Source organism: Rhizobium sp. RAF36 (genome assembly GCF_052114105.1).
Taxonomy (GTDB): domain Bacteria; phylum Pseudomonadota; class Alphaproteobacteria; order Rhizobiales; family Rhizobiaceae; genus Rhizobium.
Genome location: NZ_JBFREC010000001.1, coordinates 426,616 through 452,726, shown reverse-complemented (window position 1 = coordinate 452,726; position 26,111 = coordinate 426,616). Strand labels below are relative to the sequence as shown.

The window sequence follows — 26,111 nt, the reverse complement described above, 5'->3', positions numbered from 1 at the left end:
ATATACCGGCACTGCGCCCCGGCATCCCCCACCGGTCTGAGAAGTCATGCCGATCCCTGCCTTCGACCGCCCCGCGCGGTAAACTCGATCGGCCAAAAAGATCGCATCAATGCCGTTCAAAGCCCTTGCCAGCGTCCTGCCTTCGAGAGCGAGCCTGCCCCGCTGGGCGATCCTGCTCGCGTTTTCGACGCTTCTGGTTCTCGGGCTGGAAATGCTCGGCCTGCCGGCATCGCTGCTGATCGGACCGATGGTCGCCGCGATCGTTCTCGCGTTGACCGCCTCGAAATCGCAGCTCCGCGTCCCGCGCTGGCCGCTGCTCTTCGGCCAGGCACTCGTGGGCTTCCTGATGGCCCGCGCCATCACCGTCGACATCGTCCAGACAATGGCCGACGACGCCCTGCTCTTCCTGTCGATGATCTTCTCGATCATCGCTGCCGCGGGCTTGCTCGGCTATGTCCTGACCAGATGGCAGGTCCTGCCAGGCACGACCGCCGTTTGGGGCTCGTCGCCCGGTGCCGCCTCGGCGATGACCATCATGTCGGAAGCCTACGGGGCCGATGCCCGCCTCGTCGCCTTCATGCAATATCTGCGTGTCGTCTTCGTTGCCGTCGCCGCCTCTGTGGTCTCGACACTCTGGGCAAGTGCGGAAGGCACTGAGCCGCCGCCGCTGATTTTCTTCCCGCCGATCGACTGGCCGGCTTTTGCCGCAACGATGGCGCTGACCTGCCTCTGCACCTATTCCGCCGCCCGCTTCCGCATTCAGGGCGGCACGATCATCCTGCCGCTGATCGCCGGGTCGACGCTGCAGGGCCTCGGCCTGCTCACCATCGAGCTGCCGCTCTGGCTGCTCGCCATCAGCTACGCCCTGATCGGCTGGAGCATCGGCCTGCGCTTCACGCCTTCGATCATCGCCCATGCCGCCCGCGCCCTGCCGCGCGTGGCCGCCTCGATCCTGACGCTGATGTCGATCTGCGGATTGATGGCCTTCGCGCTTCACAAGCTCGCCGGCGTCGATCCCCTCACGGCCTATCTGGCGACCAGTCCCGGAGGCGCGGATTCCGTCGCCATCATCGCTGCATCGAGCGATGTCGACGTGCCGTTCGTCATGGCGATGCAGGTCGGGCGTTTCCTGGTGATCCTGTTGACCGGCCCGATGCTCGCCCGCTTCATTGCGCGAAAGAGCGGACTGGCGATGAGCCGCGTCTGAGAGAAGCCCACTGCCCCGGCGTCATCCCATAGGCCTTCTTGAAATGCCGGTTGAGATGGCTCTGGTCGGCGAAACCGGTCGCAAAGGCGACCTCCGGCAGCTTCTCGCCTGCAATGATCAACGCCTTTGCCTGCTGCAGCCGCCGCATCAGCAGATAGCGGTGCGGACTGGTGGCGAAGGCGGCGCGGAAATGCCGGGACAGCGTGAACCGGTCGAGGCCGGTCACCGTCTCCAGTTCGCTGGAATGAACGGCGCGCGTCGCATGGGCCTCGAGATAGTCCCGTGCCCGCCGCGCCTGCCGCCAGGCGATCTTGCCGATCGGGCGGACCGATGCACCAGCGTGCCGCACCAGGCCTCCCGCCACGTCGGTCAGAAAATCGTCGACGAACAATCCGTCCAGCTCACCATCGAGATCCGCAAGCGCGCCGAGCAGCACGCCAGCCAGCGCCGTATCGCCGAAAACGGGTTCATCGACAAATGGCAGCCCCACCTTCTCCATCTCCAGACAGTCGGCGACCAGCGCCGGCTCTATGTAGAGCATGCGGTATTGCAGCCCATCCTCGGTCCCCGCACCGCCGTCATGTTCCTCGTCCGGATGCAGCACGATCACCTGCCCCGGCATGCTGAAACGCCTCTCGCCACGATAGCTGAAGGTCTGCACGCCCTTCAGCGTCACGCCGATCGCATAGGTGTCGTGGCGGTGCGGCTCGAAGGCATTGCCTGAAAACTGCGCCTCGATGCGCTCGATCCCCGGAAATGCCGGCGCGGTCAGGATCCCGTCGCCCGCAAGAGGGGCGCACAAATGTTCAAGACCCGCAAAGACCGTTGAATTTACATCCTCGCTCAAGGCTACCTCGAAACGCATCTGAAAGACTTGAACATGTTTGATACCAAAATTGCGATCGTCCTGCGAAACAATCTTGCATCCTGGCAGACGCTGAACGTCACAGCCTTCCTGATGAGCGGCATCGCCGGACGGCACCCGGAGATCCTCGGCGAAGCCTACAGGGATCGCGCCGGAAATCTCTACAACCCGCTTTCCATACAGCCAATCATCGTGCTGTCGGCCGACGACGCGACGATATCAGCCGTTCACCGGCGATCTCTTGAGCGCGGCGTCGCGACGTCGATTTTCATCGAGGAAATGTTTGCCACCGGCCACGATGCCGCCAACCGCGCCGTCTTTGCAGAATTCGCGCCCGATGACGCCAAGGTCGTCGGCATCGCGCTGCGCGCCGACAAGAAGATCGTCGACAAGATCACCAAGGGCGCATCCATGCATGCCTGAACGAAAACGGCCGGGCGATGACCCGGCCGTCTGCAATCGAGAAAGACGAATCAGCCCTGGGTAACCGGAGCGATCTGGATTTCGACGCGGCGGTTCTGCGCACGGCCCGCTTCCGTCGCGTTCGATGCGACAGGCTGCGACGGACCGAAGCCCACGGCCGAAACGCGCCGCTGATCGATGCCCTGGCCGCCGAGATAATCGGCAACCGACAGGGCGCGGCGCTGCGACAGATCCTGGTTATGCTGCAGGCTGCCGGTCGAATCCGTGTGGCCGTTGACGTCGATGAGCGTGCGGTTGAACTTGCGCAGCACGATCGCGACCGAATTCAGCGTCTGATAGAAGCCCGGCTTCACCGCGTCCTGATCGACGTCGAAGGTGATGTTCGATGGCATGTTGAGAATGATGCTGTCGCCGTTGCGGGTCACCGAGATGCCCGTGCCTTCGAGCTGCTGGCGAAGCTCCGCTTCCTGTTGGTCCATGTAGTTGCCGATCGCGCCACCGGCAAGCGCACCGACGCCGGCCCCGATCAGTGCCGCGTTGCGCGCACCATGGCCGCGTCCGCCGAGCGCTGCCCCTGCCAACGCGCCGCCAACGGCACCCAGCATCGCACCACCCGCGGTGTTCGACATCTTCTGCTCGCCCGTATAGGGGTCGGTCGTGGTGCAGGCGCTCAGATAGCTGGCGGCAAGCGCCAGAAGAAGGAATTTCTTGATCATGGGCAGAAGGCTCTCCGTTCGAAGCTGACCCGAGCAAATATTAAGGAATGCGGCAACAAGATGAATGCGATCATCCGATAGCCCAAAATTCTGGAAATGCACACGCAGGACTGCCAACTGTGCCCGGATATCACCAGCTTTACGAAGCGGCCGAACGCAAACAGCCCGGGGATGGCCCGGGCGATTCGATTTCAGCGTATAGAACTCAGATGCCCTGGAAGAGCTGGGTGATCGTGTTGTAGCTGGCATTGGCGATCTGCAAAGCCTGCAGACCGAGCTGCTTCTGCGTCTGCAGGGCCGCCAGCCGGCCGCTCTCCTCTTCCATATTGGCGTCCACGAGGCGTCCGATGCCGGACGTGTAGGAATCGGTCAGCGACTTGGCGAAATCGTTCTGCAGATCGATGCGTTTTTCCAGCGCCCCGAATGACGAGCCAACGGTCGTCATCTGCTTCAGCGCCGCATCGGTCACGCCGATCATATCCTTGATGTCGTCAGCCGAGCTATTGGCGTCGAGTCCGACCTCGACCTGACCGGCCGTATTTCCCTCTTTGCTGAACATCATCACGTAATTCTTCGCGGCACCAAGCTCGGTCGCAAAATGATCCGTGGTCAGCGCCCCATATTCACCGGTGCCGCCGGCGCGGTCGTCGACCATGTATCGGGCGTCCTGAGAGGTCGTCACACCAGTGGACGGCATATCGATGTGATAGGTGAGCGTCGAGACCTTGACCGAGCCATCATCGCCCCGAATGAACGCCGCCGGGATCTCCTTCGGCTTCGTCGGATCGTCTTCGTCGGTCAGAACCACCCAGTTGTCGCCGTTGAAGCTCGCTGCTTCAGACACCGAGCGCAGCTGCGCCTTCAGCTGGGTGATCTCATCGTTGATCTTGGCCTTGTCGACACCGTTCTCGGTGGCCGCAACCAGCTTCGATTTGATCGTGGAGACGATCTCGATGGCGCTGGAAACCGCGGTATAGGCGACCCCCATGGTGGCCGCCGCCATGCCCAGCGCGTCCTGGATCGCTCCGTTCGCCTTGTTGTCGGTGCGGACGGTCGTGGCAATCGCCCAATAGGCACCGTTGTCCTTCGCCTTTTCGACGCGAAGGCCCGAGGAAACATGATTTTGTGTCGTGGTCAAATTGCGGTTGGTATCGCGCAGGATATGAAGCGCCGCATCAACCGATGTGCGTTGAAAGATACTCACAGAACTAGAACTCCGAACACAACTATACGCAACTAACTGACATGACCGGGTCCGCGAAACGTCATGTTCGGGCGCTGAAAATCAGCGGAAAATGCACCTCCAAAAACGCTGGAGGCATTGATCGGTCACGAGGCGATCATTGCCGCTTATACTTAAAAAACGGCTAACATTCGCAATTGATTCACGCTGTTTTGCAATTGCTCGTTGACTATAAAAAGGTGCCGCGGACGAGCCGCGGCACCTTCTCGAAATAGAGTTGCAATGCGTTACTCGGCGGCCTGGAGCTGCTGTGGATCCGGCACCGGTTTCGGGCGCGCCGCATCCGACATTTCCTCGTGCAGCCGGGCCTCTTCATGCGCATGCGGCTTGGCGAAACGGGCGATCAGAAGGTAAGCGACGGGGGTGATGAACAGCGTCACCAGCGTTGCGAAACCCAGCCCACCGACGATCACCCAGCCAAGCGCGACGCGGGCTTCGGCACCGGCACCATGCGCAAAGACCAGCGGAACGCCCCCAAGAATGGTCGCGATCATCGTCATCATCACGGGGCGTAGACGAAGCTCGCAGGCCCGCTCGATCGCCTCGCGCACCGCTACGCCATGATCGCGCAGCTGGTTGGCGAACTCGACGATCAGAATGCCGTTCTTCGCCATGACGCCGACAAGCAGCACCAGGCCAATCTGGCTGTAGATGTTGAGGCTCGATCCGGTGATGATCAACGCAAAGACCGCGCAGGCAAGACCGAGCGGCACCGTCGACATGATGATCAGCGACGACAGCACGCTTTCGAACTGCGCCGCCAGCACCAGGAAGATGATGACGATCGCGAAGCCGAAGGTCAGCGCCATGCCGCTGGAATTTTCCTCCAGCGTCGCCGCTTCCGCCAGCGGCAGCAGCCGGGCGCCCGGCGGCAGCAGCGGCGTTGCGATCTCGGTGACCTGCTTGACGGCATCGCCGAGCGACATGCCATCCTTCAGACCCGCGGTGATCGCCACCGAGGCCAGCTGCGATTCGCGGTTCAGCTGCGGCGCCACCGAGCCTTCCTTCAGCGAGGCGATGACCGACATAGGCACGATCTTGCCGTCTCCGGTTTTCAGGAAGACGTTTTCGAGATCGGTCGGATCATCGATCGGCCGTGTCGTCGAGGTCAGAAGCACCGGATAGGACTCACCATCAACGAACACATCGACCACCGAACGCCCCTCCAGCAGCGACTGGATCGCCGTCGAAAGACCGGTGATATCGATACCGAGATCGGATGCCCGCTCGCGGTCGATCGCCACGGAAACCTGCGCCTGTGATGGCTCGTTGGTCAGGCGCGGCGTGTCGTACTGACCGGTGGCATCGAGTGCCTGAACGAGCTTCAGCGCTGACGCCGTGAGATCGTCGTAATTGTTGCCGATCAGCGCCAGCTGCAACCCGTTGCCGGCGCCGCGAATGCGCAAGCTGTTCGAGGAGATCGCGTTGCCGCGCAGCGCCGGAACGCGCGATGCCGCCTGGTTGATATCCTGGACGATCTCCGCCTGCGTCCGCTCGCGCTCGCCCCAGGGCGCAAGGGTCAGCACCATGAAGCCGCTATTGGCCTGGCCGCCCTGTCCCGAAATCGAGAAAACGTTGCGGATATCACCACTATCGACCAGCGGCTGCAGATATTCCTCGACGCGCTGCATCTTGTCGCGCGTATATTCGAGGCTGGAGCCCTGCGGCGCCGTCAGCCGCATCATTACCATGGCGCGGTCTTCGTTCGGCGTCAGCTCGCTCTTGACCGTCGAAAAGGCGATCAGCGCCGCGCAGCCGAACAGCAGCGAAGCGACGATGACCACGAAAGGCGCATTCAGGCAGCGCTGCAGACCCCATTTATAGGTGTCGGCAAACAGCGTTCCGAAGCGGCCGAGCAGGCCATGATCTTCCTTCATCGGCTTGGTCAGCATCCGCGACGCCAGCATCGGGCAGAGCGTCAGCGCCACCAGCGATGAAAGCCCGACCGAGAAGGCGAGCACGAAGCCGAATTCGCGGAACAGACCGCCCACCTGCCCCGGCAGGAATGACAGCGGAATGAACACGGCCGCCAACGTTGCGGTTGTCGCGATAACCGCGAAGAACACTTCGCGGGTGCCGAGAACGGCCGCAGCACGCGGCCCCATCCCCTCGGAGCGCCGCCTGACGATGTTTTCGAGCACGACGATCGCATCGTCCACGACGAGGCCCGTCGCCAGCACGATCGCCAGCAGCGTCAGGATATTGATCGAGAAGCCGACCATATAGATCGCCGCCAGCGTGCCGATCAGCGCCACCGGCATGCTGACCGCCGGGATCAGCGTTGCCCGCCAGTCGCGCAGGAAGAGATAGATGACGGCGGTGACGATGACGGCAGCCAGAATCAGCGCCAGCTCGACCTCATGGATCGCGCCGTCGATGAACACCGCATCGTCGCTAGTAATGGCGATCTTGGTGCCCTCCGGCAGCGTCTTCGACAGCTGCTCGACGGCGGCATGAATGCCGGTCGAGATATTCAGCGTATTCGACTGCGCCTGGCGGATGATGCCGAGGCCGATGCCCGGATTGCCGTTGGAGCGCAGCGCGGTTTCGCCATCGCGCGGTCCGAGCGTGACGGTGGCGACGTCGCCAAGCCGGACGCGATCCTGCAGGATGACGTTTTGGAAATCCTCCGGCGTCTGCAGATTGGCCGTGGCTCGCACGACGATATCCTGGGTCGTGCTTTTCAGCGAGCCGGCGGGCACGTCGAGCGCCGAGTTGGCGAGCGCCTGCGTCAGATCGCCGACCGTCAGGCCGCGGCTTGCCAGTGCGCTTTGATCGACATCGACGCGGAACACCTTCTCCTGGTCGCCATATTCCTCGACATCGGCAACGCCATCGACGGAAGCGAGCCGGTCGACGATCTCGTTTTCGACGAGCAGCGTCAGGTCGTCCATGTTGAGCGTGCTTGATGTCACGGCGAGGCGCATGATCGCCTGCGAATCCGAATCCGCCTTGACGATCTGCGGCGCATCCGCGTCATCGGGCAGGTTCTGGGTGATGCGGCCGATCGCATCGCGCACGTCGTTGGCGGCAACTGCCAGATCGATGGAATCGGAAAACTCCAGGGTCACCCGGCTCTGGCCGAACTGCGACTGCGAGGAGATCGACTTGAGGCCGCTGACGCGAGCAACCGCGCCCTCGATCACCTTCGTCAGCTCCTGATCGATGGTCTGCGGCGAGGCGCCGTCGAATGTCGTGCGCACGGTGACGACCGGACGATCGACATCAGGCAGTTCGCGCACCTCGACGCCGACATAGGCGGCAAGGCCTGCGACGACCATCAGCGTATTGAAGACCAGCGCCAGGATCGGCCGGCGCACGAAGAGCGCAGTAAAACTCTGCTTGCCAGAGGCGCGCTCGGGAATCTCGGTCACGCTCATTGGGTCGCCACTCCGTTGCTGGAGGCAACCTCATTGCTGACGCGCACCGCTCCGCCCTCACGCACACGCTGCAGGCCCTGGGTGACGATCGCGTCGCCATCCTTGATATCGGCCTTGACGAGAACGAAGTCCGGATTGCGCTGGACGATGCTGACGCGCACCTTGTGCGACTTGCCATCGGTGACCTGCCAGACGAAGGAACCCTGCGAATCCCACTGGACCGACAGCGGATCGACCGCCGGATATTTGTCGCCCGCAAACTTCATGCCGACATTGAAGGACATGCCGGCGCGAAGCTCGTCAGATGTATTGTCGATACGCGCCCGGATCCGCAGCGTCCGGCTGGCGGCATCGATACGGTTGTCGACCGCCTCGACCGAGCCAGAGAACACTTGGCCCGCCCGCGCAACCGACGTCGCATCGACCGGCTGGCCGACGGACACCGTGTTGGCGAACCGCTCCGGCACCCAGAAATCGACGAGAATCTCGCTGCGGTCGTCGAGCGTCACGATCGGCGTGCTCGTCGTGACGTTGTCGCCGATATTGACCGGCACGATGCCGACGATGCCATCGATCGGTGCGACGATATTGCGGCGCGTCAGGTTGAGATCGGCAGCCTGCAGCTGCAGGCGCGCGCCCTGCTCGGCGATCTCCGCGTCGAACACATCCATGCGCGACACGCTGGATTTGATGTTGTGGTAGAGATTGGACTTCTCGAGCGCCGCCTTCAGCGCAACTTCGGCCTGGCCCTTGGCGATTACCTGCTCTTCGCTATCGAGCGTCGCCAGAACCTGACCGGCCTTCACCTTGTCGCCGGACTTGATGTGGATTTCGCGTAACGTGCCCGTCGCCTGCGGTGTCACGGCGACGGAGCGGATCGCATCGCCGGTGCCGATGGCGCTCAGCTGATCGTTGACGACACCCTGCACCACGGCTTGCGTCACCACCAGCACGGCGCCGTTTCGTCCGCCGCCATTGCGCCGGTTGCCGCCCTCACCGCGGCTCTGGCCTTCGCCGGCCGCTGGCGCTGTTGCCTCGGCGGTTTTCTCTGAAGAGGAAATCTTTGAAACGAGACTTTCGGGAACCCCGGCATTTCTCAAACTGTCAGCCGAACCCGGCACAAAAAATATCCATCCGGCAAAACCGGCAGCAATCACGATAATAGAAAGAATAAACTGCTTCCAGAAAGCCATTCACGTCTCCAGAGGGACTCGAGGTTGGACCAGGGTCGGTCGAAAGAGGCGTATGGGGCAAGATTCCCGCCTGTCTGCGGCAATATCACCCCTTTACAAACCGGCTTCAAGCGTATCCGTCCGTCATTACAGAATTGTAATCTGGACGCGCCCCGGAAAGAGGCGATGCAAGTCACTTTTGCTTGAGAATGAGCGATTATCCGGGGAATTTTACCGTTTACTTCTTTAGCGGCACCAGAAAAGCGCAATAAAACCGGCGACACTCCTCCACAGAATAAGGCAGAACCATGCGCCGCGCCCTTCCCTTCCTGTTGAGTTTCACCGGCGGCTATGTCGATACCGCGGGCTTCCTGGCGCTCGGCGGATTGTTTACCGCTCACGTTACCGGCAACTTCGTGACGCTTGGCGCGGCCCTCACATTTGGCACTTCAGGCATCATCGCCAAGCTTCTGGCGCTGCCGGTCTTCTGTCTGACGATCTTTCTGCTGCGCTATGTGACGCGCCTGACGGCCACGGTTGAAGACCGCAGCCTGCGCCTGATGCTGATCCTGAAGCTCCTGTTCCTGATCGCCGCCGCTGTCATGGCGATCCGCCTTGGTCCGTTCGCCAATCCGGATGGCCTGCCGTTGGTGACAACAGGCATGTTGCTGGTGGTCGCCATGGCCATTCAGAATGCCGTGCACCGCATCCATCTAGCCAGCGCGCCGCCCACAACGCTGATGACCGGCACGACGACGCAGATGATGATCGATCTCGCCGACCTGGCACAGGGAACGCCCATTGACGCTGCTGCGCCGGTGAAAACCCGGCTGTCGAAGATGGCGCTCGCCGTCGCCTCCTTCGCGCTTGGCTGCGGACTGGCGGCACTGGCTTATGTCCTCGTGGGCATCTGGTGTTTCGCCCTTCCGCCGCTCCTGGCGCTGGTTTCGGTGACGCTGGCCTTCCAGTCACAGCAAACCCCATAAAAGCCTGGGGGTACGGAAGCAGAACATCTTTTCTGGTCTTTCGATACCGAATCACTACATTACGCGGCATGAGCAATAGTTTCGACGATATTCCCTTCTTCGACGAAGAGCCGCAGGCACCGCGCAAAGCGGTCCCCGCCGCGCAAGGCGGCGGCCTCGCGGCTCGCGCCATGGCGGCGCGAAATGGCGCAAACCAGAAGCCGGACTATCTCTCGGGCCTCAACCCGGAACAAACAGAAGCCGTCGAAACGCTTCAAGGCCCCGTCCTCGTGCTCGCCGGCGCCGGCACCGGCAAGACACGAGTGCTGACCACCCGCATCGCTCACATCTTGAACACCAACAGCGCCTTCCCCTCGCAGATCCTCGCCGTCACCTTCACCAACAAGGCAGCCCGCGAGATGAAGGAGCGTATCGCCCATCTGGTCGGCGGCGCCGTAGAGGGCATGCCCTGGCTCGGCACCTTCCACTCGATCGGTGTCAAGCTGCTGCGCCGCCATGCCGAGCTCGTCGGCCTGCGCTCCGATTTCACCATTCTCGATACCGACGACGTCGTGCGCCTCATCAAGCAGCTGATCCAGGCCGAAGGCTTGGACGACAAGCGCTGGCCGGCCAAGCAGTTCGCCGGGATGATCGACACCTGGAAGAACAAGGGCCTCAGCCCCGCCGATATTCCGGAAGGCGATGCCCGCGCCTTTGCCAATGGCCGCGGCCGCGAACTCTATTTCGCCTACCAGAACCGCCTTTCGACGCTGAACGCCTGCGATTTCGGCGACCTGCTGATGCATCCGATCCATATCTTCCGCAAGAACCCGGATCTGCTGAAGGAATATCACGGCCGCTTCCGCTACATCCTCGTCGACGAGTATCAGGATACCAACACCGCCCAATATATGTGGCTGCGGCTGCTGGCACAGCGTCCCAAGGGCGAGCCGCAGAATGTCTGCTGCGTCGGTGACGACGACCAGTCGATCTACGGCTGGCGCGGCGCCGAAGTGGACAATATCCTGCGCTTCGAGAAGGATTTCCCGGGCGCCAAGGTCATCAAGCTGGAGCGCAACTACCGCTCGACCGCCCATATTCTGGGCGCTGCCGCCCACCTGATTACCCATAACGAGGGCCGCCTCGGCAAGACGCTGTTCACCGATCGCTCCGACCCTGACGACGTCAAGGTGCAGGTGCATGCCTCCTGGGACTCGGAAGAGGAAGCCCGCGCCATCGGCGAAGAGATCGAGCAGCTCCAGCGCGACAAGCACAATCTGAACGACATGGCGATCCTTGTGCGCGCCTCCTTCCAGATGCGCGAGTTCGAAGACCGCTTCGTGACGCTCGGTCTAAACTACCGCGTCATCGGCGGCCCGCGCTTCTACGAGCGCCTCGAAATCCGCGATGCGATGGCCTATTTCCGCCTCGTCGCGCAGCCTTCCGACGACCTGGCTTTCGAGCGCATCATCAACACGCCGAAGCGCGGCCTCGGCGACACCACGGTGCGCGCCCTTCACGACTATGCCCGCGCCCGCGACATCCCGATGCTGGCGGCAGCCGCCGATATCATCGAGACCGATGAGCTGAAACCCAAGGCCCGCAAGGCACTGTTCGACGTGATTCAATCGTTCCGCCGATGGCAGGACATGCTTGAAAGAACTCCACATACCGATCTCGCCGAGCAGATCCTCGAAGAGTCGGGCTATACCGACATGTGGAAGAACGACAAGAGCGCCGAGGCGCCCGGACGCCTCGACAACCTGAAGGAACTGATCCGCTCGATGGACAGTTTCGAATCGATGCGCGGCTTTCTCGAGCATGTCTCGCTGGTCATGGATGTCGAGCAGAACGAGAACCTCGACGCCGTCTCGATCATGACCCTGCACTCCGCCAAGGGCCTGGAATTCGAGACCGTCTTCCTGCCGGGCTGGGAGGAAGGCCTCTTCCCGCATCAGCGGTCGCTCGACGAAAGCGGCCGCGCCGGCCTCGAGGAGGAACGCCGCCTCGCCTATGTCGGCATCACCCGCGCCAAGCGCCGCTGCCACATCTGGTTCGTCTCCAACCGCCGCATCCACGGCCTCTGGCAATCGACGATCCCCTCGCGGTTCCTCGATGAACTGCCGGAAAGCCATGTCGAAGTCGCCGAAGTCGAGCAGAGCTACGGCGGTTATGGCCGCGGCGGCTACGGCCAGTCGCGCTTCGACAAGTCGGACCCCTTCTCCAATTCCTATTCGACCCCCGGCTGGAAGCGCGCCCAGCAGAACAAGACCGAAGCCACCCGCGACAACTGGGGCAGCCGCTCCGGCCACGCCGTCGAGCGCATCGGCTATGGCGAAAGCGGCCCCAAGGGCCGCACCATCGAAGGCGAACTCGTCGCCAAATCGACCTCCGCCGAACCCTCTAAGTTCCAGACCGGCGACCGCGTCTTCCACATCAAGTTCGGCAACGGCAATATCACCGGCATCGAGGGCAACAAGCTGACGATCGACTTCGACCGGGCGGGGCAGAAGCGTGTACTGGATGGGTTTGTGGAGCGGGTTTGAACCTTTTAAGTTGAGATCGCCGCCCGAGGCATCTCATCCCAAGTTTTGCCTTGATATTCCCGTCCAGCCTTCTTCTTATTCACACCTCCCCATTGCTTGAAGAAGAATGCCGTTTCGGAGTAATCGCAGGCTGCCTTGATTTCATCAATCCAGTCTACATCCATAGGGCGTGCACCAGGCCCAGACTCACCGCCGACAATAGCCCAATCAATATCATCTAATTTAACTGGACCCACGCTCTTCAAAAGTGGCTCGAATGAAACGAACCGGACGGCCGCCGGCGTCGCTCGAAGCTCATCGATTCTGAACGTGAAGTCGCTACCTTCTACGGAAGTTCCAAGCCATACATTTTCGAGAATGGGAAATTCGCCGGACGATAATATCCTTGCCATGTTGTCCGGTCTCTTCGTCAAGATCTGGAAGACATGCCAATGTGCATCGCTCATAGTCTCCCATACGCGACGGATGAAATCGACCGGAACCTTGTCCTGAAAAAGATCAGACATGGAATTAACAAATATCATGCGCGGCTTGCGCCAGGAAATTGGAGCCTCGACAACACGATCGTTCAACACGACTTTGCCTGTCCAAACCTGCCGCTTGCCACTCTTTCTTGTTGTCTCGCGGTAGCCGGCATGCCCCATAGCATCTAGTCGCGCCGCCATCCGCATTGCGTAGCAGTTAGTGCATCCGGGTGAGATTATGGTGCATCCCGAAACCGGATTCCATGTGGCATCAGTCCATTCGATATCAGATAGGCCCGCCATTACTTCCTCGTCATTATTTCGCGCGCAACCTTTTGAGCTAGTTCCTTCGCACGCTTGCCTGGATTAGAGCACGCGAAAAGCAGCGAATAGTGTGGCTGACCTCCTCTACCGAGCGGAAGCCAACTTTTAGCAACGCCGCCGCCAAAAATGCTCGCCATACATTCAATCATGAAGCGCGTCATTCCGTCAGCGCTGGCAATTTTCTCTAGTTCAACCGGCGCGTCTGCGAAGAAATCACCTTGAGAGGAAGTAGTTTTTGCTATCGCATGACTACGCCAATCGAACGGTCCGAACATGCTATCAATGGATCGCTCAGCTTCCTTTACGACTTGGCCGTTATTTTTAACCTGACGCGCGATCCCCAACCATGCCGGAAAAAGATACCACAGATCGACTTTTTCCGTTGCCGCGATAATCTCTAGTGTCTCCCATCGAACTTGGTTTCCAAATGGGTCCAAGAATATTAGCGCCCTATCACCTTTACCCAAACTCGAGCAAAAATCTCTGACGACATCGTTAGCATCACGTCCAACGATCTCAATGTGATCTTTAAGGTGCGAATAGTCGGCCGCTAGGGTCTGCAGTTCTTTGGTATTTTTGCGGCGGAGATCAGAAAACACGTAACGAGAAAATGGCATATCAACGCTAAGTGCGCGTCGCACAGAGCCAACAATTACTTCCTCAGCATCAATTATGCCCTCCAGCGTCGGCAAGCTGACTCCCAGTGGAATTTCGCCGGTCCCTGCGAACGCATCAAGATAATGCAACCTAAACGGTCTCTCCGGAGAGGGTTTGTTTCGCAAGACTTTTGTGTAGAAATTTGCGTAATTAAATACCGTATCGAGCTTCACCTTTGTATGCGTGCTACCAAAGGATCTTTGCACCACGTCTGCCCCTCCGTGAACAATAAAGGAACAAACTACACAGGATTAGCAATAACACAACCCTGAATTTAATAAAGATTCAAGCAGAGGTCTACGAAACCTAACCTCACCCCAACATCTGCATCGACCCCAGCCCAAGAATATCATTCAGCAGCGCAATCCCCATGCCCAGCGCCACGATCACCAAGCCGATCAGAAACAGCCGGCGTGAGCGGTCGTATTTGGCGGCGATCAGCGAGTCGCGGGCGAGAAGGTCGGCGAAGACCTTAACCTGGATGGCGATGCCGATGGTCAGGAAGACCATTGGCACGATGTCGATGCGGCTCCAGTCGTTGGGGTTCGAGACCCAGCGGCCGATGAAGTTCAGCGAGAAGCCGAGGATGATCCCGGCCGCGGTCAACGAACCGTTGCGGAACGTCGAATCGATCTTCTCCTCAGGGTCCTGCTCGGCCATCGCTCTCCTCCCGATGACGGTCATCGAAAGAAAGGCAGAAATGGGCGGGATCGGCAAGAGCCCGTCTGCAGGTGCCGCGCGCGACGAAGCTTCGGTGGCCCGGGCATCGGCGATGTCACCCATTCGTGACTTCGTCCACAGCACCTCTTCCCGCATACTGCGCGCGGGCTGGCAAAGGAGGATGCAGATGAAACGCTACTCGCTGCCGATGATCGCCCTCGCGCTCCTGGTCGCCGTGCTCGGCAATCCGGGCATCGCCATGGCTTGCAACAAGATCATCGGAACTTGAGCCCTCGATGAGAACGAAGCGGAGGCGCGGGCCGGGGTTCGCGCCTTCATTGTTTTCGGCGAACGGAAACGAGCGCGCTGATTCTTCCGCCGCGCGAAAAGCGCAAAATCGCCCGACAATTTGCCGCAGCAGCACAAGCAGCGTCAAACAGCGCATTGCACCCGCTGGCTGCCGAGACGGCTGGCCATGCGCAACCGGCGGACGCCAACAGCACATAGATTCCGCCGCGGCAGACAAAAATTCAATAACGATTTCAATGAAATAAATACGGTAAACGAAAGATTAAACTGCGTCGCAGCCATCCGTCAATCGCAGTTATCCCCTGTCAAAACGTCGCTTTGACCACCTCCGCAAATCGGCTTAGCCCGGCTCCTGTCCGGCCATGAAGACCGGGCTTCACGAAGAACTCGCAAAGGAGGTTCCAGTGACCAGCGTTTCATCCTTGGGCAGCGCCCTCACCCAGTATCAGTCCCCGATTTCGAGCCTCGACAAGAACGGCGACGGCATTATTTCCGCCGACGAGCTTGCAGCGGCAAACATTTCCACCGGTGCTTCGACGACCGCCAGCAGTACTGCGAAGGCGTCCTCCACCAGCAGTGACGACGACAGCGGTTCCACCACAGACGTCGTGCAGCGCATCACCGCCGATATCCTCAACATGATGCTGCAGATGCAGCAGCAGTCCGATAGCGGCGCCAGCGATGACGGCAGTGACACCGGCAGCGATGCAAGCGGCACGCAGGGCATTCTCGCCTCGCTCGACGCCAATGGCGACGGCAAGCTGACGACAGACGAAATCCTCTCCGGCGATACGCAGGCCCTTTCAGGCGATGCCTCCGGCGGCGAAGACGATCAGTTCCTGACCAATATGCTGACCGATATCCAGAAATCGCAGCAGGCTTACCAGAGTACCTACGGTTCTTCGCCGGCCGCCGCGGATGCGGCAGACCATCAGGGCGAAATCCAGGCTATCTGACCCGTGCCGGGCTCCGCCGGGGGAGCCTTGCCGGTGAAGACCATTGTTTGAAGAAGGCCGCAGCATTTCGCGGCGCCGTCAGATTGGCGGAACTGCTTAAAGTACCGCACCATCAATCGAAATACCCGAAAAATAGGGCTTGCATGCTGAGCGCCAGCCCCCCACTAATCGGTGGATACTCACGATCCCGATTGCGGACGGCACGCTTCGACGGAGTCCTTGCATGAGAGCTCTTCTGCTCGTCGATATCCAGAATGGCTTTTGTCCCGGCGGCAATCTTCCTGTTCCCGAAGGCGACAAGGTGGTGGCGGTCGCAAACCGCCTGATCGACAGCGGAAAATACCAGTTCATCGTTGCCTCGCAGGACTGGCATCCACCGGGTCACGGCAGCTTCGCCTCCTCGCATCCGGGAAAGCAGCCTTTCGAAATGGGCGAGCTTGCAGGCAAGCCTCAGATGATGTGGCCCGATCATTGTGTCCAGTACACACTCGATTCCGAGCTGCATCCCGAACTGAAGGCCGAAGAGATCGACCTCATCCAGCAGAAGGGCGAAGATCCGCGCGTCGACAGCTACTCCGCTTTCCGCGACAACGATCACGACGCCTCGACAGGCCTTTCCGATTTCCTTGAGGACCAGGGCGTCACCGATCTCGACGTCTGCGGCTTGGCGACCGACTACTGCGTCAAGTTCTCGGCCATCGATGCGCTGGACATGATCCCCGGCGTCCGGGTGCGCTTCATCGAGGATGCCAGCCGTGGCATCACGCCCGAGGGTGTCGCGACCGCAATCGCCGAGATGAAATTCCGCGGCATTGCCATCATCGACAGCCGCGACGTGCTCGAAGGCTGAGCCTCAACCGGTCGCTGCCCGTTCCAGGCCGTAGATATCGTCGGCCAGATCCTCGGCGCGCTTGGTGAAAGCCGCATGCGCATCCTGCAGCCCCTTCTTGTAGTAGGCCGCCCCGACCTCCTTGGCGAAGAAATCCATCACCAGCTCCGCCTTGATGATACCTATGGATTGATCGAGTTCGGCATCGAAGAAATGCTGGATACTCGCCATCAGCTGCGCCTTCTCATCCTTTGAAAACTCGATCGCGACCATCTGCTGTCTCCGTGGTTTGCAGCCCACCGTTCAGCGAAATCGATCGTTCAATCAAGGAAATTCGATTGCGGCAGCGGCCTTTGCCTCCTAGAGGAAGCCTATTCGAGAAAAAGGAAGCATGCATGCCGATGAGTCGGTCGGAATTCGTTGACGGCTTGCGGGGCGGCTCTGCCGTGGCCCTCGCCTCCGCCCCCTTCGGCGCACTGTTCGGGGCGCTTGCCGCCGATCACGGCATGTCGCTGGCCGAGCTCACCTTCATGAGCGCCACGGTCTATGCCGGCGCCAGCCAGATGGTCGGCATCGAGCTTTTCGGCGGCAACGTCCCTGCCTGGGTGATCATCGCCTCGATCCTCGCCGTCAATTTCCGGCACGTTCTCTATTCGGCGGCGATCGCCAAGCACATCCGCCATTTCACGGCGCTGCAGAAATTCTTCACCTTCTTCCTGCTGGTCGATCCGCAATTTGCCGAAACGGTCAAGCGCAGCGAATCCGGGAGGCAGGTCACCTTTGCATGGTACTTCGGCTTCGGCATCATCATCTACGTTCCCTGGGTGCTGATCAGCCTGCTCGGCGGCGTGCTCGGCAGCTTCATCGGCGATCCCAAGACGCTCGGCCTTGATATCCTGCTACCAGCCTATTTCCTCGGCATCGTTCTCGGCTTCCGCAGCCGCGATAACTTCCTGCCGGTCGCAGCGGTCAGCGCCGTCGCCTCTGTCATCGCCTACCACCTGGTCGGCTCGCCCTGGCATGTCAGCCTCGGTGCGGCCGCAGGCATCGTGCTCGCCGCCGTCCTGCCGCTTCCCGCCGTCCACCAGCCGGAACCGGCCAACGAACCGCACGAGGTCTGATCATGGAATTTGATCTTCACATGGTCCTGGTCATCATCGCGGCCGCCATCGCCACCTATGCGACGCGTATTGGCGGCTACGTGCTGATCACCACGATGAAGCGCATCCCGCCGCGCATGGAAGCCGCACTCAATGCTGTCCCGGCAGCGGTCCTGACCACGCTCGTCGCCCCCGCCTTCTTCGACGGCGGCTGGGATTCGAAGCTGGCACTCGCCGCAGCGCTGGTCATCGGCCTGCGCTATTCGCATATGTGGATGCTGGGTGTTGCCTGGGTCATCGTCATGGCCTGGCGCCATACGATCGGCATGTAATGAAAAAGGGCGGTCAAACCGCCCTTTTCTTTATCCGCTCGTTGAGCCGCTCAATATTCCAGCGGCAGCGTCGCATTCTCCAGCCACGCCTGGATATCCTTGTCATGGATCATCGGCATCAGCGCCTCGCGGGTGCGGGCGTGATAGTCATTGAACCAGTGCAGCTCGTCATGGGTCAGCAGCTCAGGGATAACGATCGAGCGATCGATCGGGCAGAAGGTCAGCGTCTCGAAGCTGCGCATCGGCGTATCGCCGCCCTCGACCTCCTCGGCCTCGCGCACATAGATCAGGTTCTCGATGCGGATGCCGAAACTGCCCGGCCGGTAGTAGCCGGGTTCGTTGGAGAGAATCATGCCGGGCAGCAGCTCCTGCGTCGAAAGCTTGGAGATGCGCTGCGGCCCCTCATGCACCGAAAGATAGGAACCGACGCCATGGCCGGTGCCATGGCCGAAATCGGCCCCTGCCCGCCAGAGCGCGATACGTGCCAGTGGATCGAGGTCGCAGCCGCGCGTCCCCTTCGGGAAGCGCGCCGTGCTGATCTGGATCATCCCCTTCAGCACCAGCGTGAAGAAGCGCTTGTGCTCCTCGGTGACGGCACCGATCCCGACAGTGCGGGTAATATCAGTCGTGCCGTTGATATATTGCGCCCCTGAGTCAATCAGGAACAGCTCGCCCGCCTGGATCGGCCGGTCGGTATCGACGGTAACGCGGTAATGCATGATCGCCGCGTGCTCACCGGCACCGGAGATCGTATCGAAGGACACATCCTTCAGAGGGTTCTGCATGCTCTGGCCAACGCTGGCGCGCACCACCTCGAGCTTTTCGGCCGCCTGGATCTCGGTAATACCGCCGGGCTTCTGCGTCGAAAGCCAGTAGAGGAACTCGACCATGGCAGCACCATCCTGCAGATGGGCGGCAGCCGAGCCATTGATCTCGACATCGTTCTTGATGGCCCGCGGCAGCTTTGCCGGATCGGCACCCTCCACCACTTCACCGCCCGTCTTGCGAATGATGTCGGCCAGCGCATAGGAGGCGATCTCGGGATCGATCATCACCCGGCCACCGTCCCTGGACACAGCCGCCAGCCGCTCGTCGAGCGAAGACGGCGGCAGCTGGGTGGAGATCTGCGCCAGATAGGCTTCCTGCTCGATACCGGTCTTGCGCTTGTCGAGGAAAAGCTCGGCTTTGCCGTCGGCATGGATGATGGCGCGCGCCAGCGGATGCGGCGTATGCGGCACGTCGGCGCCGCGGATATTGAAGATCCAAGCGATCGAAGATGGATCGGCGATCAGCACCGCCGCCACCTTCTTCTTCGCCAGGTCGGCGGCAACGGTGGCGATCTTGTCGCGCGCCAGCACGCCTGCCTGGGCAATATTCTGGATCGCCACGGCACCGAGCGGTTCGGCGGGGCGGTCGCTCCAGAGCTTGTCGAGCGGATTGTGCGGCAGGAACACCAGACTTCCGCCGATCTCCGACAGCGCCTGCTGCAGCTTACGCACTTCCGAACCGGAATGCAGCCACGGATCGATGCCAAGGCGCATGCCTTCCTTGCCGTGCTTCGGCAGCCACAGATGCGGCGGCTCGTTGACCAGATCACCGCCGGTGAAGACCGAACCGTCCACCTGCTCGGCAAGCTGCGTCACGTAACGGCCATCGACGAAGACCACGGCCTGGGTGCGGGCGATCAGTGCGATACCGGCCGAACCGGTGAAGCCGGTCAGCCATGACAGCCGCTCGGCGCATTTCGGCACATATTCGCCGTTGAACTCGTCGCCGCGCGGCACGAGGAAGCCATCAATCCCGAGCGCATCGAAACTCTCACGCAAGGCGCTGACGCGATCGCGGCCGAATTGCGGCGTGGAGGTCACTTCGAAAGACTGAAACATGCTGAAAACCCAATGCTGAAGGCCGAATCCGCTTAGAGCGGTTGGCGCTATGTTACCGGAATTCCTAGGGAAGTGGAGAAAAACAAGATCACCTCCCCTTAAGGCAAGCCGCCCATTATTTTGGCAGAAATGTGACAACAAAACCGAAACTGGCACGCTTTATGCATTCCGTGCATGGCTCCCATGACGCAAACCCTCTGCCAGAGTTTTTTCGGATGGTTATATAGGGCGCATCAAACGGGTTCGAGATGAACCTCAAACGAAAAAGGAATTATGAAATGACTGCCTCTCTGTCGCGCTTCGCTTACAGCAGCCCGGTGCAGGCTGGCGAGCGCCAGACTGTCCGTCACGTCATCGGCGCGCGCCGCCCGCTCAACGAGGATAGCCTCAAGATGCTCGGCACCAGCCACAAGTCTACGCGCCACAAGGGCGCACCCAGCTACGCGTTCTGAGCTATTTGCCGCTTCGTCTCTCCTCCTCCCTCGACGGACCGGCAATCAGAACTGTAGAGCCCACTCGAGCGCTCCTCCTCCTTTAGCTCGTGGGCACGACCGTTTGACGGTCAAAAGGCGGTGCCACTGGCACCGCCTTTTCTTTTTCCCGGTATTGCTCTTCCCTGACCTTACGGACGATCGAGATGGATCGTCACCCAGCCGTTGCGCCAGATGGTGCGCACATGGCGAAGCTTCTGGCCGTTATAGGCCGACAGCACCTTCCAGCGCTGCGATGCCAGAATGCCAGACAGGATCACCGTTCCGCCGGCCGCCAGATTGTCGGTCAGCTTCGGCGCCATGCGGATCAGCGGCCGTGCCAGAATATTGGCGATGATCAGGTCGAAAGGTCCGTATTCGGAGAAAGCCGTCGAATGAAAACCCGGCGCCGTCTTGGTGACGATGCCGTTGGCAATGCCGTTGGTGCGCACGTTCTCCGCGGCAACGCGCGTGGCGATCGGATCGATATCGGTCGCAAGAACCGGAATGTTCTTCAGCTTCCGCACAGCAATCGCCAGCACACCGCTGCCGGTACCGAGATCGAGGGCGTTCCGGATGGTGCGCGAGCGCATCACGCTGTCGATGACTTCGAGGCAGCCCGCCGTCGTCCCGTGATGGCCGGTCCCGAACGCCTGGCCGGCATCGATCTCGATGCCGATATCGCCGGAGCGTACCTTGTCCCGGTCATGCGAGCCATGCACCAGGAAACGCCCTGCCCGGACAGGCTTCAGACCTTCCAGCGACTTCGCCACCCAATCGACATCCGGGATCACTTCGCGCTCGATGGAAAGTTCGGGATAGGCGGCCGTCAGCGCCTCATCGACGCGCTGCCGCACCTCGTCCTCGTCCTCGCGCATCATGTAGACGGACGCTTCCCAGATGTCCTTCTTCTCGTCGATCTCTGTCGTCGCAATGGCGAAATCCTCTTCGCCGAAAACTTCGCTCAGGAGGTCGAGAACCTGCTCGGCCTGCTTCTCGGTGGTCGAGACGTAGAGGCGGATTTCACTCACGAATTCGTCTTTCTTTATTTGGCGCCGTCGATCCAGGGCGGAGGCGGCGTATCGTAACCTGCAATGCCGCGCAGAAGGCGGTCTGCAACGAATGGGATGCGGACGGCGATCGGCATCAGCGCGTTTCGCAGTCCTGTCACCACCGGATTACGCATCGTCACCAGCGACGTCAAACCATAGGTTTGCTTCAGCACGGTTTCCACCGCGGGAAGGCGCAGCCCGGAATACTCCTGTTCGCGTCCTTCGGAGATCAAATAGGCGAGCCAGCAGGCATCCTCGATGCCGAGATTCATACCGCGCGCACCGGCCGGCGAATGAATATGCGCCGCATCACCCGCGAGAAAGATGTTGCCCGATGACATGCGCTCGACATGGCGGAAATGGATGCGGAAATTCGAAACCCAGACGGCCTGGCCTCCCGCAACCGGATGCCGAATCCGCTTTTCGAAATCCGAAAGCGTCGAGAGATAGCGCACCGTATCCGAAGATACCGGCAGACGACCGATCATGCCCGGATTGAACAGATCGATTTCGACATAATGCGGATCGATCGGCGCAGGATAGCGGAAGTCGGCAATGTAGAAGCTCTCTTCCAGCGCCTGCCCGGGAAACCCGAGACCAGCCCCCTTGCGCACCGCCGAATGCGCTCCGTCAGCGCCGATCAATATATCCGGGGTCAGTTCTTCCGCCGAACCATCGGGACGCCGAAGCACGACATGCGGCTTGCCGCCGGCGTTTTCGACGCGCTCCAGAACCGTCTGCCATTCCGGCACCACTTCATAGTCGGAGAGCTTGCTGAGCAGCAGCCGCTCGGTCTGTCCCTGCGCCAGCATCTGGATGGCAGGGAATTGTCCGGTGACCCGGCCGGGATCGAGTTCGAAAAGCAGCTTTCCGCCGGAACGGGCCCGAAACCGGTCGATGCGGTACGCATCCTGCAGTACGACATCGCTCACCCGGGAGGGCGAAAGCAGCGTCAGCGTCCGGGCATTGATACCGAGCGCCCGGCTTTCCACCATCGGCACCGGCCCCTCATCGCTGTCGATGATGCGCGGCCGGTGACCCCGCCGCACAAGTTCCAATGCTGCCGTAAGCCCGGTGGCGCCTGCCCCGGCAATCAGAATGTCACGATGTCCCCCCGGCATGTGTCACCCCTTGGTAACCAGGTTCTCCAGCTTCTTTACAGCCGTATCGGGATTTTCGCCATAGGCGATGGTTCCGGCAAAGCGGCCCTGCCCGTCGAGCAGGAAGACCGATGCCGTATGGTCCATCGTGTAGTCACCGTTCGGATTGTTCTCGTCGACCGGCACCTTCTTGGCGTAAACGCGGAAGCCCTTGACGACATCGGCTATCTTGTCCGGCGGGCCGGAGATGCCGGTGATGCGCTTCGAGACATTCGAGACATACTGGTTCATGATCTCCGGCGTATCACGCTCCGGATCGACGGTAACGAAATAGGCATTGAGCTTGTTGCCCGCCGGATCAACCTTCTCCATCCAGCCATTGAGCTCGAACAGCGTCGTCGGGCAGACCTCCGGGCAATGGGTAAAGCCGAAGAACAGTGCGCTCGGCTTGCCGCGCAGCGCCTGCTCGGTGATCGGCTTGCCGTCCTGGGCGACAAGCGTGAACGGAACGCCGTAGGGACCCTCAGCCGCCAGCGGCAGGTCCTTGGTCTTGGTAATATTGAGCGTCAACCAGCCCAACACACCGGCAACGAGCAGCACGGCAATCCAGACGGCAATACGAAAATTCTTCATCATCCAACCCCTAGCGGCGCCAAAGCGCCCATCGACAGCGGGATATAACCTCCCGCCCGTCCACGCAATTCAACAACCCGTTTTCTTACCCGTGATTAATTGCCTCACCTTGCAAGATCCGAAATGTTGAAAACCGGGAAGGCAGGTTTCTTAAATTGCATATCCTGCAAGCATTTAGATGGTATTTCTGTATCACTTCCAAGAAATACATCGTTATCGAACGCTTAATTTCTGAAAGCTATATTTGACACTGCGTCCGGCGCTATTGGTGCCGTACTGACATGATGTCTGCGCGGGCGGAAAGCTCCAGCGATCGCATAGTGAAAACCGTATTTTATCCGGCGTTTTCAGGCGGGGGACATCATTTCATGAGCAGCAATACAATACGTAAGACTTTTTCCGTCAGCCAAAGGCTGTGGACACTCGCCGGCGCGGCACTCATCGGCTTCGGATCGATGGTCGCCGTTGGCTGGTATGAAAATATCCGGATCGACCGCGCCCTCAATCGTGCGAACGACATTCAGCTGAGTGTCGATCGCATCAACGAGATGCGCATGGCCAACCTGACATTGGTCCTTGCCGCCATGGACACGATTGTTGACCGCGGCGACAAGAAGGTCGATCCGGCCCGCCTCACTTCAATGTCGAAATCGATCGAACAGCTGAAGAACGGATCGAAGGAAATGGCGCTCCTCGCTGACGAGCTCAAAGCCGGCAGCCTGGTCGCCAGCTATGACGCTGACGTCGCAGCACTGCAGAAGGCGATCCTCGTCGATCTCAAGGCGGCCGTTGAAGCGAGTGCAGCAGACGATGCCTTCGACAAGCTGGACGATGCGATTGATGGCGGCGGCGAGAAGCTGACGGCGACGCTCGACAAGCTTGCGCAGGATGGCAGCGCCGTCGCACAGCAGCGGATCGACCAGGCCAACGAGATATCGGCCGGCGCGCTCTGGATCCAGATCGGCCTCGGCGCCTTCGCCATTCTGTCCATGTCCCTTCTCCAATACGTTCACGGCGGTTCCATCCGCAACGGCATCGAAGCCGTTCGCTCAAGCATGGCGCGCATCATGCAGGGCGATCTCTCCAGCGAAGTTCCTGCGACGGAGCGCGGTGACGAGATCGGCGAAATGGCCCGTGCGGCCGAGAGCTTCCGTCAGTCGGCGATCGACAAGCGCAATCTCGAAAGCCAGACGGAGACCGAGCGCCGCAAGAGCGATACGGAACGCCGCGAACGCGAAGCCCTGAAGCTTGCCGACACCGAGGCGCTGAACAGCGCGGTCAACGCTCTCGGCCAGGGGCTGAACCGCCTTGCCGGCGGCGACGTGACGACGACGATCGATCAGCCGTTCAAGGCGGAGCTCGAACGCCTGCGCAGCGACTTCAACCAGACGACCATCAACCTGCGCCGGGCGATGTCCGATATCACCTCCAACAGCAGCTCCATCCAGGCAAACAGCCGCCAGATGAGCTCTGCCGCCGACGACCTTGCAAAGCGCACCGAGCAGCAGGCAGCCTCGCTGGAGCAGACATCAGCAGCGCTCGACGAAATCACGGCAACCGTGCGCAGCGCCACCAGCCGCGCCGAAGAGGTCGGCCACATGGTCGCGCATACGCGCCAGAACACCGAAAAGTCGGATCTGGTCGTCACCCAGGCCATGGCCGCCATGGAACGCATCGAAGGCGCCTCGCGCGAAATCGGCCAGATCATCAACGTCATCGACGAGATCGCCTTCCAGACCAACCTTCTGGCGCTGAATGCCGGTGTCGAGGCGGCTCGTGCCGGTGAAGCGGGCAAGGGCTTTGCGGTCGTAGCCCAGGAAGTCCGCGAACTCGCCGGACGAGCGGCAGGTGCCGCCAAGGACATCAAGGCGCTGATCACCAAGTCAGGCGCCGAAGTGAAGACCGGCGGCGAGCTGGTGACGGCCGCAGGCGAGGCTTTGCGGCAGATCGGCGAAGATGTTTTGCGGATCGATGAACATGTTAAATCAATCGTAACCTCTGCACGCGAACAATCCACCGGACTGCACGAGATCAATACAGCCATCAGCCAGATGGACCAGATGACGCAGAAGAATGCGGCAATGGTCGAGGAAACGAACGCTGCGAGCCATACGCTCGCCTCGGACGCCGACAATCTGATCAGGCTGGTTGGACAGTTCCAGATCGGCGAAGGCATGAATGCCCGTTCCACGCCGCGAGAAGCATCCGCCGCCTCGCATCCTAAACCTTCACCCGCACGGAGCTTGATCGGCAAGGTCGCGGGCGCATTCAGTGGCGGCGCCGCCGCCAGAGCCATGGCCGCTCCGGCCGGAGACAATTGGGAAGAATTTTGATGACCAACGCCATTATCACACAGGCCGGTTCCCACCTGGAAATCGTCTCGTTCCATCTCGGTGAGCAGGAATTCTGCATCGACATCATGGCGATTCGCGAAATCCGCGGCTGGGCGCCGGTAACCCCGATGCCGCATACGCCGCCTTACGTTCTCGGCCTCATCAACCTTCGCGGTGCGGTGATCCCGGTCATCGACATGGCCTGCCGCCTCGGCATGAAGATGACCGAGCCGTCCGAGCGCTCGGCGATCATCGTCACCGACATCGCCGGCAAGCTGGTCGGCCTTCTGGTCGAGCAGGTTTCCGACATGATGACCATCAAGAGCGAAGACCTGCAGCCGGCGCCGGAAATCATCCCGGAGCAGCAGCGCGCGTTCTGCCGCGGCATCGTCGCACTGGAAAAGACCATGGTCTGCTTCCTCAATCTCGACACGGTCATCGCCGACGAGCTGGCACGCGAAGCCGCCTGACCGGCAACATATCTCAGAT

General features: G+C 60.8%; 24 protein-coding genes. 11 read left to right on the top strand and 13 right to left on the bottom strand.

Annotation, left to right across the window (positions count from 1 at the left end; all coding sequences use genetic code 11):
• The first annotated feature begins 109 nt into the window (after positions 1–109).
• Entirely contained in the window at positions 110–1,207 is a 1,098-nt protein-coding gene (locus AB4Z25_RS02250) for an AbrB family transcriptional regulator (protein WP_112537727.1), read from the top strand.
• Here the strand turns inward: AB4Z25_RS02250 and AB4Z25_RS02245 are convergent.
• A complete protein-coding gene (locus tag AB4Z25_RS02245) occupies positions 1,167–2,072 on the bottom strand; it encodes an AraC family transcriptional regulator (protein ID WP_442207832.1) in 906 nt (301 codons plus the stop codon). The genes AB4Z25_RS02250 and AB4Z25_RS02245 overlap by 41 nt on opposite strands.
• Before the next feature lie 15 nt (positions 2,073–2,087).
• On the opposite strand from AB4Z25_RS02245, the gene AB4Z25_RS02240 reads away from it, so the two are divergent.
• Positions 2,088–2,495, top strand: a complete 408-nt coding sequence (locus AB4Z25_RS02240) for a DUF2000 family protein (RefSeq protein WP_112387019.1) — start codon at positions 2,088–2,090, stop codon at positions 2,493–2,495.
• Positions 2,496–2,545: 50 nt separating this feature from the next.
• Here AB4Z25_RS02240 and AB4Z25_RS02235 read toward each other — a convergent pair whose 3' ends face one another.
• From AB4Z25_RS02235 to AB4Z25_RS02220, 4 genes are all read right to left on the bottom strand, one after another.
• A complete protein-coding gene (locus AB4Z25_RS02235) occupies positions 2,546–3,211 on the bottom strand; it encodes an OmpA family protein (protein WP_112515899.1) in 666 nt (221 codons plus the stop codon).
• A 205-nt stretch (positions 3,212–3,416) separates the two neighbouring features.
• Positions 3,417–4,415: a flagellin N-terminal helical domain-containing protein gene (locus AB4Z25_RS02230; RefSeq protein ID WP_112537728.1), complete on the bottom strand. Its 999-nt coding sequence runs from the start codon at positions 4,413–4,415 to the stop codon at positions 3,417–3,419.
• 266 nt (positions 4,416–4,681) lie between these two features.
• Positions 4,682–7,834 (bottom strand): efflux RND transporter permease subunit, encoded by a 3,153-nt coding sequence (locus AB4Z25_RS02225; RefSeq protein ID WP_112537729.1) that lies wholly within the window; start codon positions 7,832–7,834, stop codon positions 4,682–4,684.
• Complete coding sequence (locus AB4Z25_RS02220; RefSeq protein ID WP_112537730.1) at positions 7,831–9,027, bottom strand: efflux RND transporter periplasmic adaptor subunit; 1,197 nt, start codon at positions 9,025–9,027, stop codon at positions 7,831–7,833. Before AB4Z25_RS02220 ends, AB4Z25_RS02225 begins: the two co-directional genes overlap by 4 nt.
• Positions 9,028–9,314: 287 nt before the next feature.
• On the opposite strand from AB4Z25_RS02220, the gene AB4Z25_RS02215 reads away from it, so the two are divergent.
• Positions 9,315–9,992 carry a DUF1275 family protein gene (locus tag AB4Z25_RS02215; protein WP_112537731.1) on the top strand — a complete coding sequence of 226 codons (678 nt, stop codon included), beginning with the start codon at positions 9,315–9,317 and terminating at the stop codon, positions 9,990–9,992.
• A gap of 68 nt (positions 9,993–10,060) precedes the next feature.
• Entirely contained in the window at positions 10,061–12,517 is a 2,457-nt protein-coding gene (locus tag AB4Z25_RS02210; RefSeq protein WP_112537732.1) for a UvrD-helicase domain-containing protein, read from the top strand.
• Between the two features lie 5 nt (positions 12,518–12,522).
• Here AB4Z25_RS02210 and AB4Z25_RS02205 read toward each other — a convergent pair whose 3' ends face one another.
• The 3 genes from AB4Z25_RS02205 to AB4Z25_RS02195 form a co-directional block, all read right to left on the bottom strand.
• The gene (locus tag AB4Z25_RS02205; RefSeq protein ID WP_112537733.1) at positions 12,523–13,284 is read right to left on the bottom strand and encodes a DUF5131 family protein; all 762 of its coding nucleotides are present in this window, start codon (positions 13,282–13,284) and stop codon (positions 12,523–12,525) included.
• Complete coding sequence (gene tcmP, locus AB4Z25_RS02200) at positions 13,284–14,135, bottom strand: three-Cys-motif partner protein TcmP (protein ID WP_442207831.1); 852 nt, start codon at positions 14,133–14,135, stop codon at positions 13,284–13,286. Before tcmP ends, AB4Z25_RS02205 begins: the two co-directional genes overlap by 1 nt.
• 139 nt (positions 14,136–14,274) lie before the next feature.
• Positions 14,275–14,622 carry a hypothetical protein gene (locus AB4Z25_RS02195; RefSeq protein ID WP_112538001.1) on the bottom strand — a complete coding sequence of 116 codons (348 nt, stop codon included), beginning with the start codon at positions 14,620–14,622 and terminating at the stop codon, positions 14,275–14,277.
• Positions 14,623–15,335: 713 nt separating this feature from the next.
• Between AB4Z25_RS02195 and AB4Z25_RS02190 the strand changes: the two genes are divergently transcribed.
• Together AB4Z25_RS02190 and pncA are read left to right on the top strand one after the other, a co-directional pair.
• On the top strand, positions 15,336–15,887 hold the full coding sequence (locus tag AB4Z25_RS02190; protein ID WP_112538002.1) for a hypothetical protein: 552 nt from the start codon (positions 15,336–15,338) through the stop codon (positions 15,885–15,887).
• Between the two features lie 223 nt (positions 15,888–16,110).
• Positions 16,111–16,737 carry a bifunctional nicotinamidase/pyrazinamidase gene (gene pncA, locus AB4Z25_RS02185; RefSeq protein WP_112537735.1) on the top strand — a complete coding sequence of 209 codons (627 nt, stop codon included), beginning with the start codon at positions 16,111–16,113 and terminating at the stop codon, positions 16,735–16,737.
• A gap of 3 nt (positions 16,738–16,740) precedes the next feature.
• Here the strand turns inward: pncA and AB4Z25_RS02180 are convergent, their stop codons facing one another.
• Positions 16,741–16,989, bottom strand: a complete 249-nt coding sequence (locus tag AB4Z25_RS02180) for a DUF2164 domain-containing protein (RefSeq protein WP_112537736.1) — start codon at positions 16,987–16,989, stop codon at positions 16,741–16,743.
• Positions 16,990–17,117: 128 nt separating this feature from the next.
• On the opposite strand from AB4Z25_RS02180, the gene AB4Z25_RS02175 reads away from it, so the two are divergent.
• Entirely contained in the window at positions 17,118–17,837 is a 720-nt protein-coding gene (locus tag AB4Z25_RS02175) for an AzlC family ABC transporter permease (protein ID WP_112387451.1), read from the top strand.
• 2 nt (positions 17,838–17,839) lie between these two features.
• Positions 17,840–18,148 (top strand): AzlD family protein, encoded by a 309-nt coding sequence (locus AB4Z25_RS02170; protein ID WP_112387008.1) that lies wholly within the window; start codon positions 17,840–17,842, stop codon positions 18,146–18,148.
• 50 nt (positions 18,149–18,198) lie between these two features.
• Here AB4Z25_RS02170 and AB4Z25_RS02165 read toward each other — a convergent pair whose 3' ends face one another.
• Positions 18,199–20,034 carry an aminopeptidase P family protein gene (locus AB4Z25_RS02165; RefSeq protein WP_112537737.1) on the bottom strand — a complete coding sequence of 612 codons (1,836 nt, stop codon included), beginning with the start codon at positions 20,032–20,034 and terminating at the stop codon, positions 18,199–18,201.
• 278 nt (positions 20,035–20,312) lie between these two features.
• On the opposite strand from AB4Z25_RS02165, the gene AB4Z25_RS02160 reads away from it, so the two are divergent.
• Positions 20,313–20,486 carry a hypothetical protein gene (locus AB4Z25_RS02160; protein ID WP_310294647.1) on the top strand — a complete coding sequence of 58 codons (174 nt, stop codon included), beginning with the start codon at positions 20,313–20,315 and terminating at the stop codon, positions 20,484–20,486.
• A gap of 170 nt (positions 20,487–20,656) precedes the next feature.
• On the opposite strand, the gene AB4Z25_RS02155 is transcribed toward AB4Z25_RS02160, so the two are convergent.
• The 3 genes from AB4Z25_RS02155 to AB4Z25_RS02145 are packed head-to-tail and all read right to left on the bottom strand — an operon-like array spanning position 20,657 to position 23,289.
• Complete coding sequence (locus AB4Z25_RS02155) at positions 20,657–21,535, bottom strand: 50S ribosomal protein L11 methyltransferase (RefSeq protein ID WP_112537738.1); 879 nt, start codon at positions 21,533–21,535, stop codon at positions 20,657–20,659.
• Between the two features lie 14 nt (positions 21,536–21,549).
• Positions 21,550–22,677 (bottom strand): FAD-dependent oxidoreductase, encoded by a 1,128-nt coding sequence (locus tag AB4Z25_RS02150; RefSeq protein ID WP_442207830.1) that lies wholly within the window; start codon positions 22,675–22,677, stop codon positions 21,550–21,552.
• 3 nt (positions 22,678–22,680) lie between these two features.
• The gene (locus tag AB4Z25_RS02145; protein ID WP_112538003.1) at positions 22,681–23,289 is read right to left on the bottom strand and encodes an SCO family protein; all 609 of its coding nucleotides are present in this window, start codon (positions 23,287–23,289) and stop codon (positions 22,681–22,683) included.
• A 368-nt stretch (positions 23,290–23,657) separates the two neighbouring features.
• Between AB4Z25_RS02145 and AB4Z25_RS02140 the strand changes: the two genes are divergently transcribed.
• Together AB4Z25_RS02140 and AB4Z25_RS02135 are read left to right on the top strand one after the other, a co-directional pair.
• Positions 23,658–25,622: a methyl-accepting chemotaxis protein gene (locus AB4Z25_RS02140; RefSeq protein WP_112537740.1), complete on the top strand. Its 1,965-nt coding sequence runs from the start codon at positions 23,658–23,660 to the stop codon at positions 25,620–25,622.
• On the top strand, positions 25,622–26,092 hold the full coding sequence (locus tag AB4Z25_RS02135; protein WP_112387003.1) for a chemotaxis protein CheW: 471 nt from the start codon (positions 25,622–25,624) through the stop codon (positions 26,090–26,092). The genes AB4Z25_RS02140 and AB4Z25_RS02135 overlap by 1 nt, the downstream gene beginning before the upstream one ends.
• Positions 26,093–26,111 lie beyond the last annotated feature (19 nt).

Coding starts and splice junctions, on each gene's coding strand:
- AB4Z25_RS02175 (WP_112387451.1), top strand. CDS start 17,118: ATGAGTCGGTCGGAATTCGTTGACGGCTTGCGGGGCGGCTCTGCCGTG.
- AB4Z25_RS02220 (WP_112537730.1), bottom strand. CDS start 9,027: ATGGCTTTCTGGAAGCAGTTTATTCTTTCTATTATCGTGATTGCTGCC.
- AB4Z25_RS02245 (WP_442207832.1), bottom strand. CDS start 2,072: ATGCGTTTCGAGGTAGCCTTGAGCGAGGATGTAAATTCAACGGTCTTT.
- AB4Z25_RS02195 (WP_112538001.1), bottom strand. CDS start 14,622: ATGGCCGAGCAGGACCCTGAGGAGAAGATCGATTCGACGTTCCGCAAC.
- AB4Z25_RS02160 (WP_310294647.1), top strand. CDS start 20,313: ATGACTGCCTCTCTGTCGCGCTTCGCTTACAGCAGCCCGGTGCAGGCT.
- AB4Z25_RS02170 (WP_112387008.1), top strand. CDS start 17,840: ATGGAATTTGATCTTCACATGGTCCTGGTCATCATCGCGGCCGCCATC.
- AB4Z25_RS02210 (WP_112537732.1), top strand. CDS start 10,061: ATGAGCAATAGTTTCGACGATATTCCCTTCTTCGACGAAGAGCCGCAG.
- AB4Z25_RS02140 (WP_112537740.1), top strand. CDS start 23,658: ATGAGCAGCAATACAATACGTAAGACTTTTTCCGTCAGCCAAAGGCTG.
- AB4Z25_RS02165 (WP_112537737.1), bottom strand. CDS start 20,034: ATGTTTCAGTCTTTCGAAGTGACCTCCACGCCGCAATTCGGCCGCGAT.
- AB4Z25_RS02235 (WP_112515899.1), bottom strand. CDS start 3,211: ATGATCAAGAAATTCCTTCTTCTGGCGCTTGCCGCCAGCTATCTGAGC.
- pncA (WP_112537735.1), top strand. CDS start 16,111: ATGAGAGCTCTTCTGCTCGTCGATATCCAGAATGGCTTTTGTCCCGGC.
- AB4Z25_RS02225 (WP_112537729.1), bottom strand. CDS start 7,834: ATGAGCGTGACCGAGATTCCCGAGCGCGCCTCTGGCAAGCAGAGTTTT.
- AB4Z25_RS02150 (WP_442207830.1), bottom strand. CDS start 22,677: ATGCCGGGGGGACATCGTGACATTCTGATTGCCGGGGCAGGCGCCACC.
- AB4Z25_RS02250 (WP_112537727.1), top strand. CDS start 110: ATGCCGTTCAAAGCCCTTGCCAGCGTCCTGCCTTCGAGAGCGAGCCTG.
- AB4Z25_RS02215 (WP_112537731.1), top strand. CDS start 9,315: ATGCGCCGCGCCCTTCCCTTCCTGTTGAGTTTCACCGGCGGCTATGTC.
- AB4Z25_RS02135 (WP_112387003.1), top strand. CDS start 25,622: ATGACCAACGCCATTATCACACAGGCCGGTTCCCACCTGGAAATCGTC.
- AB4Z25_RS02145 (WP_112538003.1), bottom strand. CDS start 23,289: ATGAAGAATTTTCGTATTGCCGTCTGGATTGCCGTGCTGCTCGTTGCC.
- AB4Z25_RS02240 (WP_112387019.1), top strand. CDS start 2,088: ATGTTTGATACCAAAATTGCGATCGTCCTGCGAAACAATCTTGCATCC.
- AB4Z25_RS02205 (WP_112537733.1), bottom strand. CDS start 13,284: ATGGCGGGCCTATCTGATATCGAATGGACTGATGCCACATGGAATCCG.
- AB4Z25_RS02180 (WP_112537736.1), bottom strand. CDS start 16,989: ATGGTCGCGATCGAGTTTTCAAAGGATGAGAAGGCGCAGCTGATGGCG.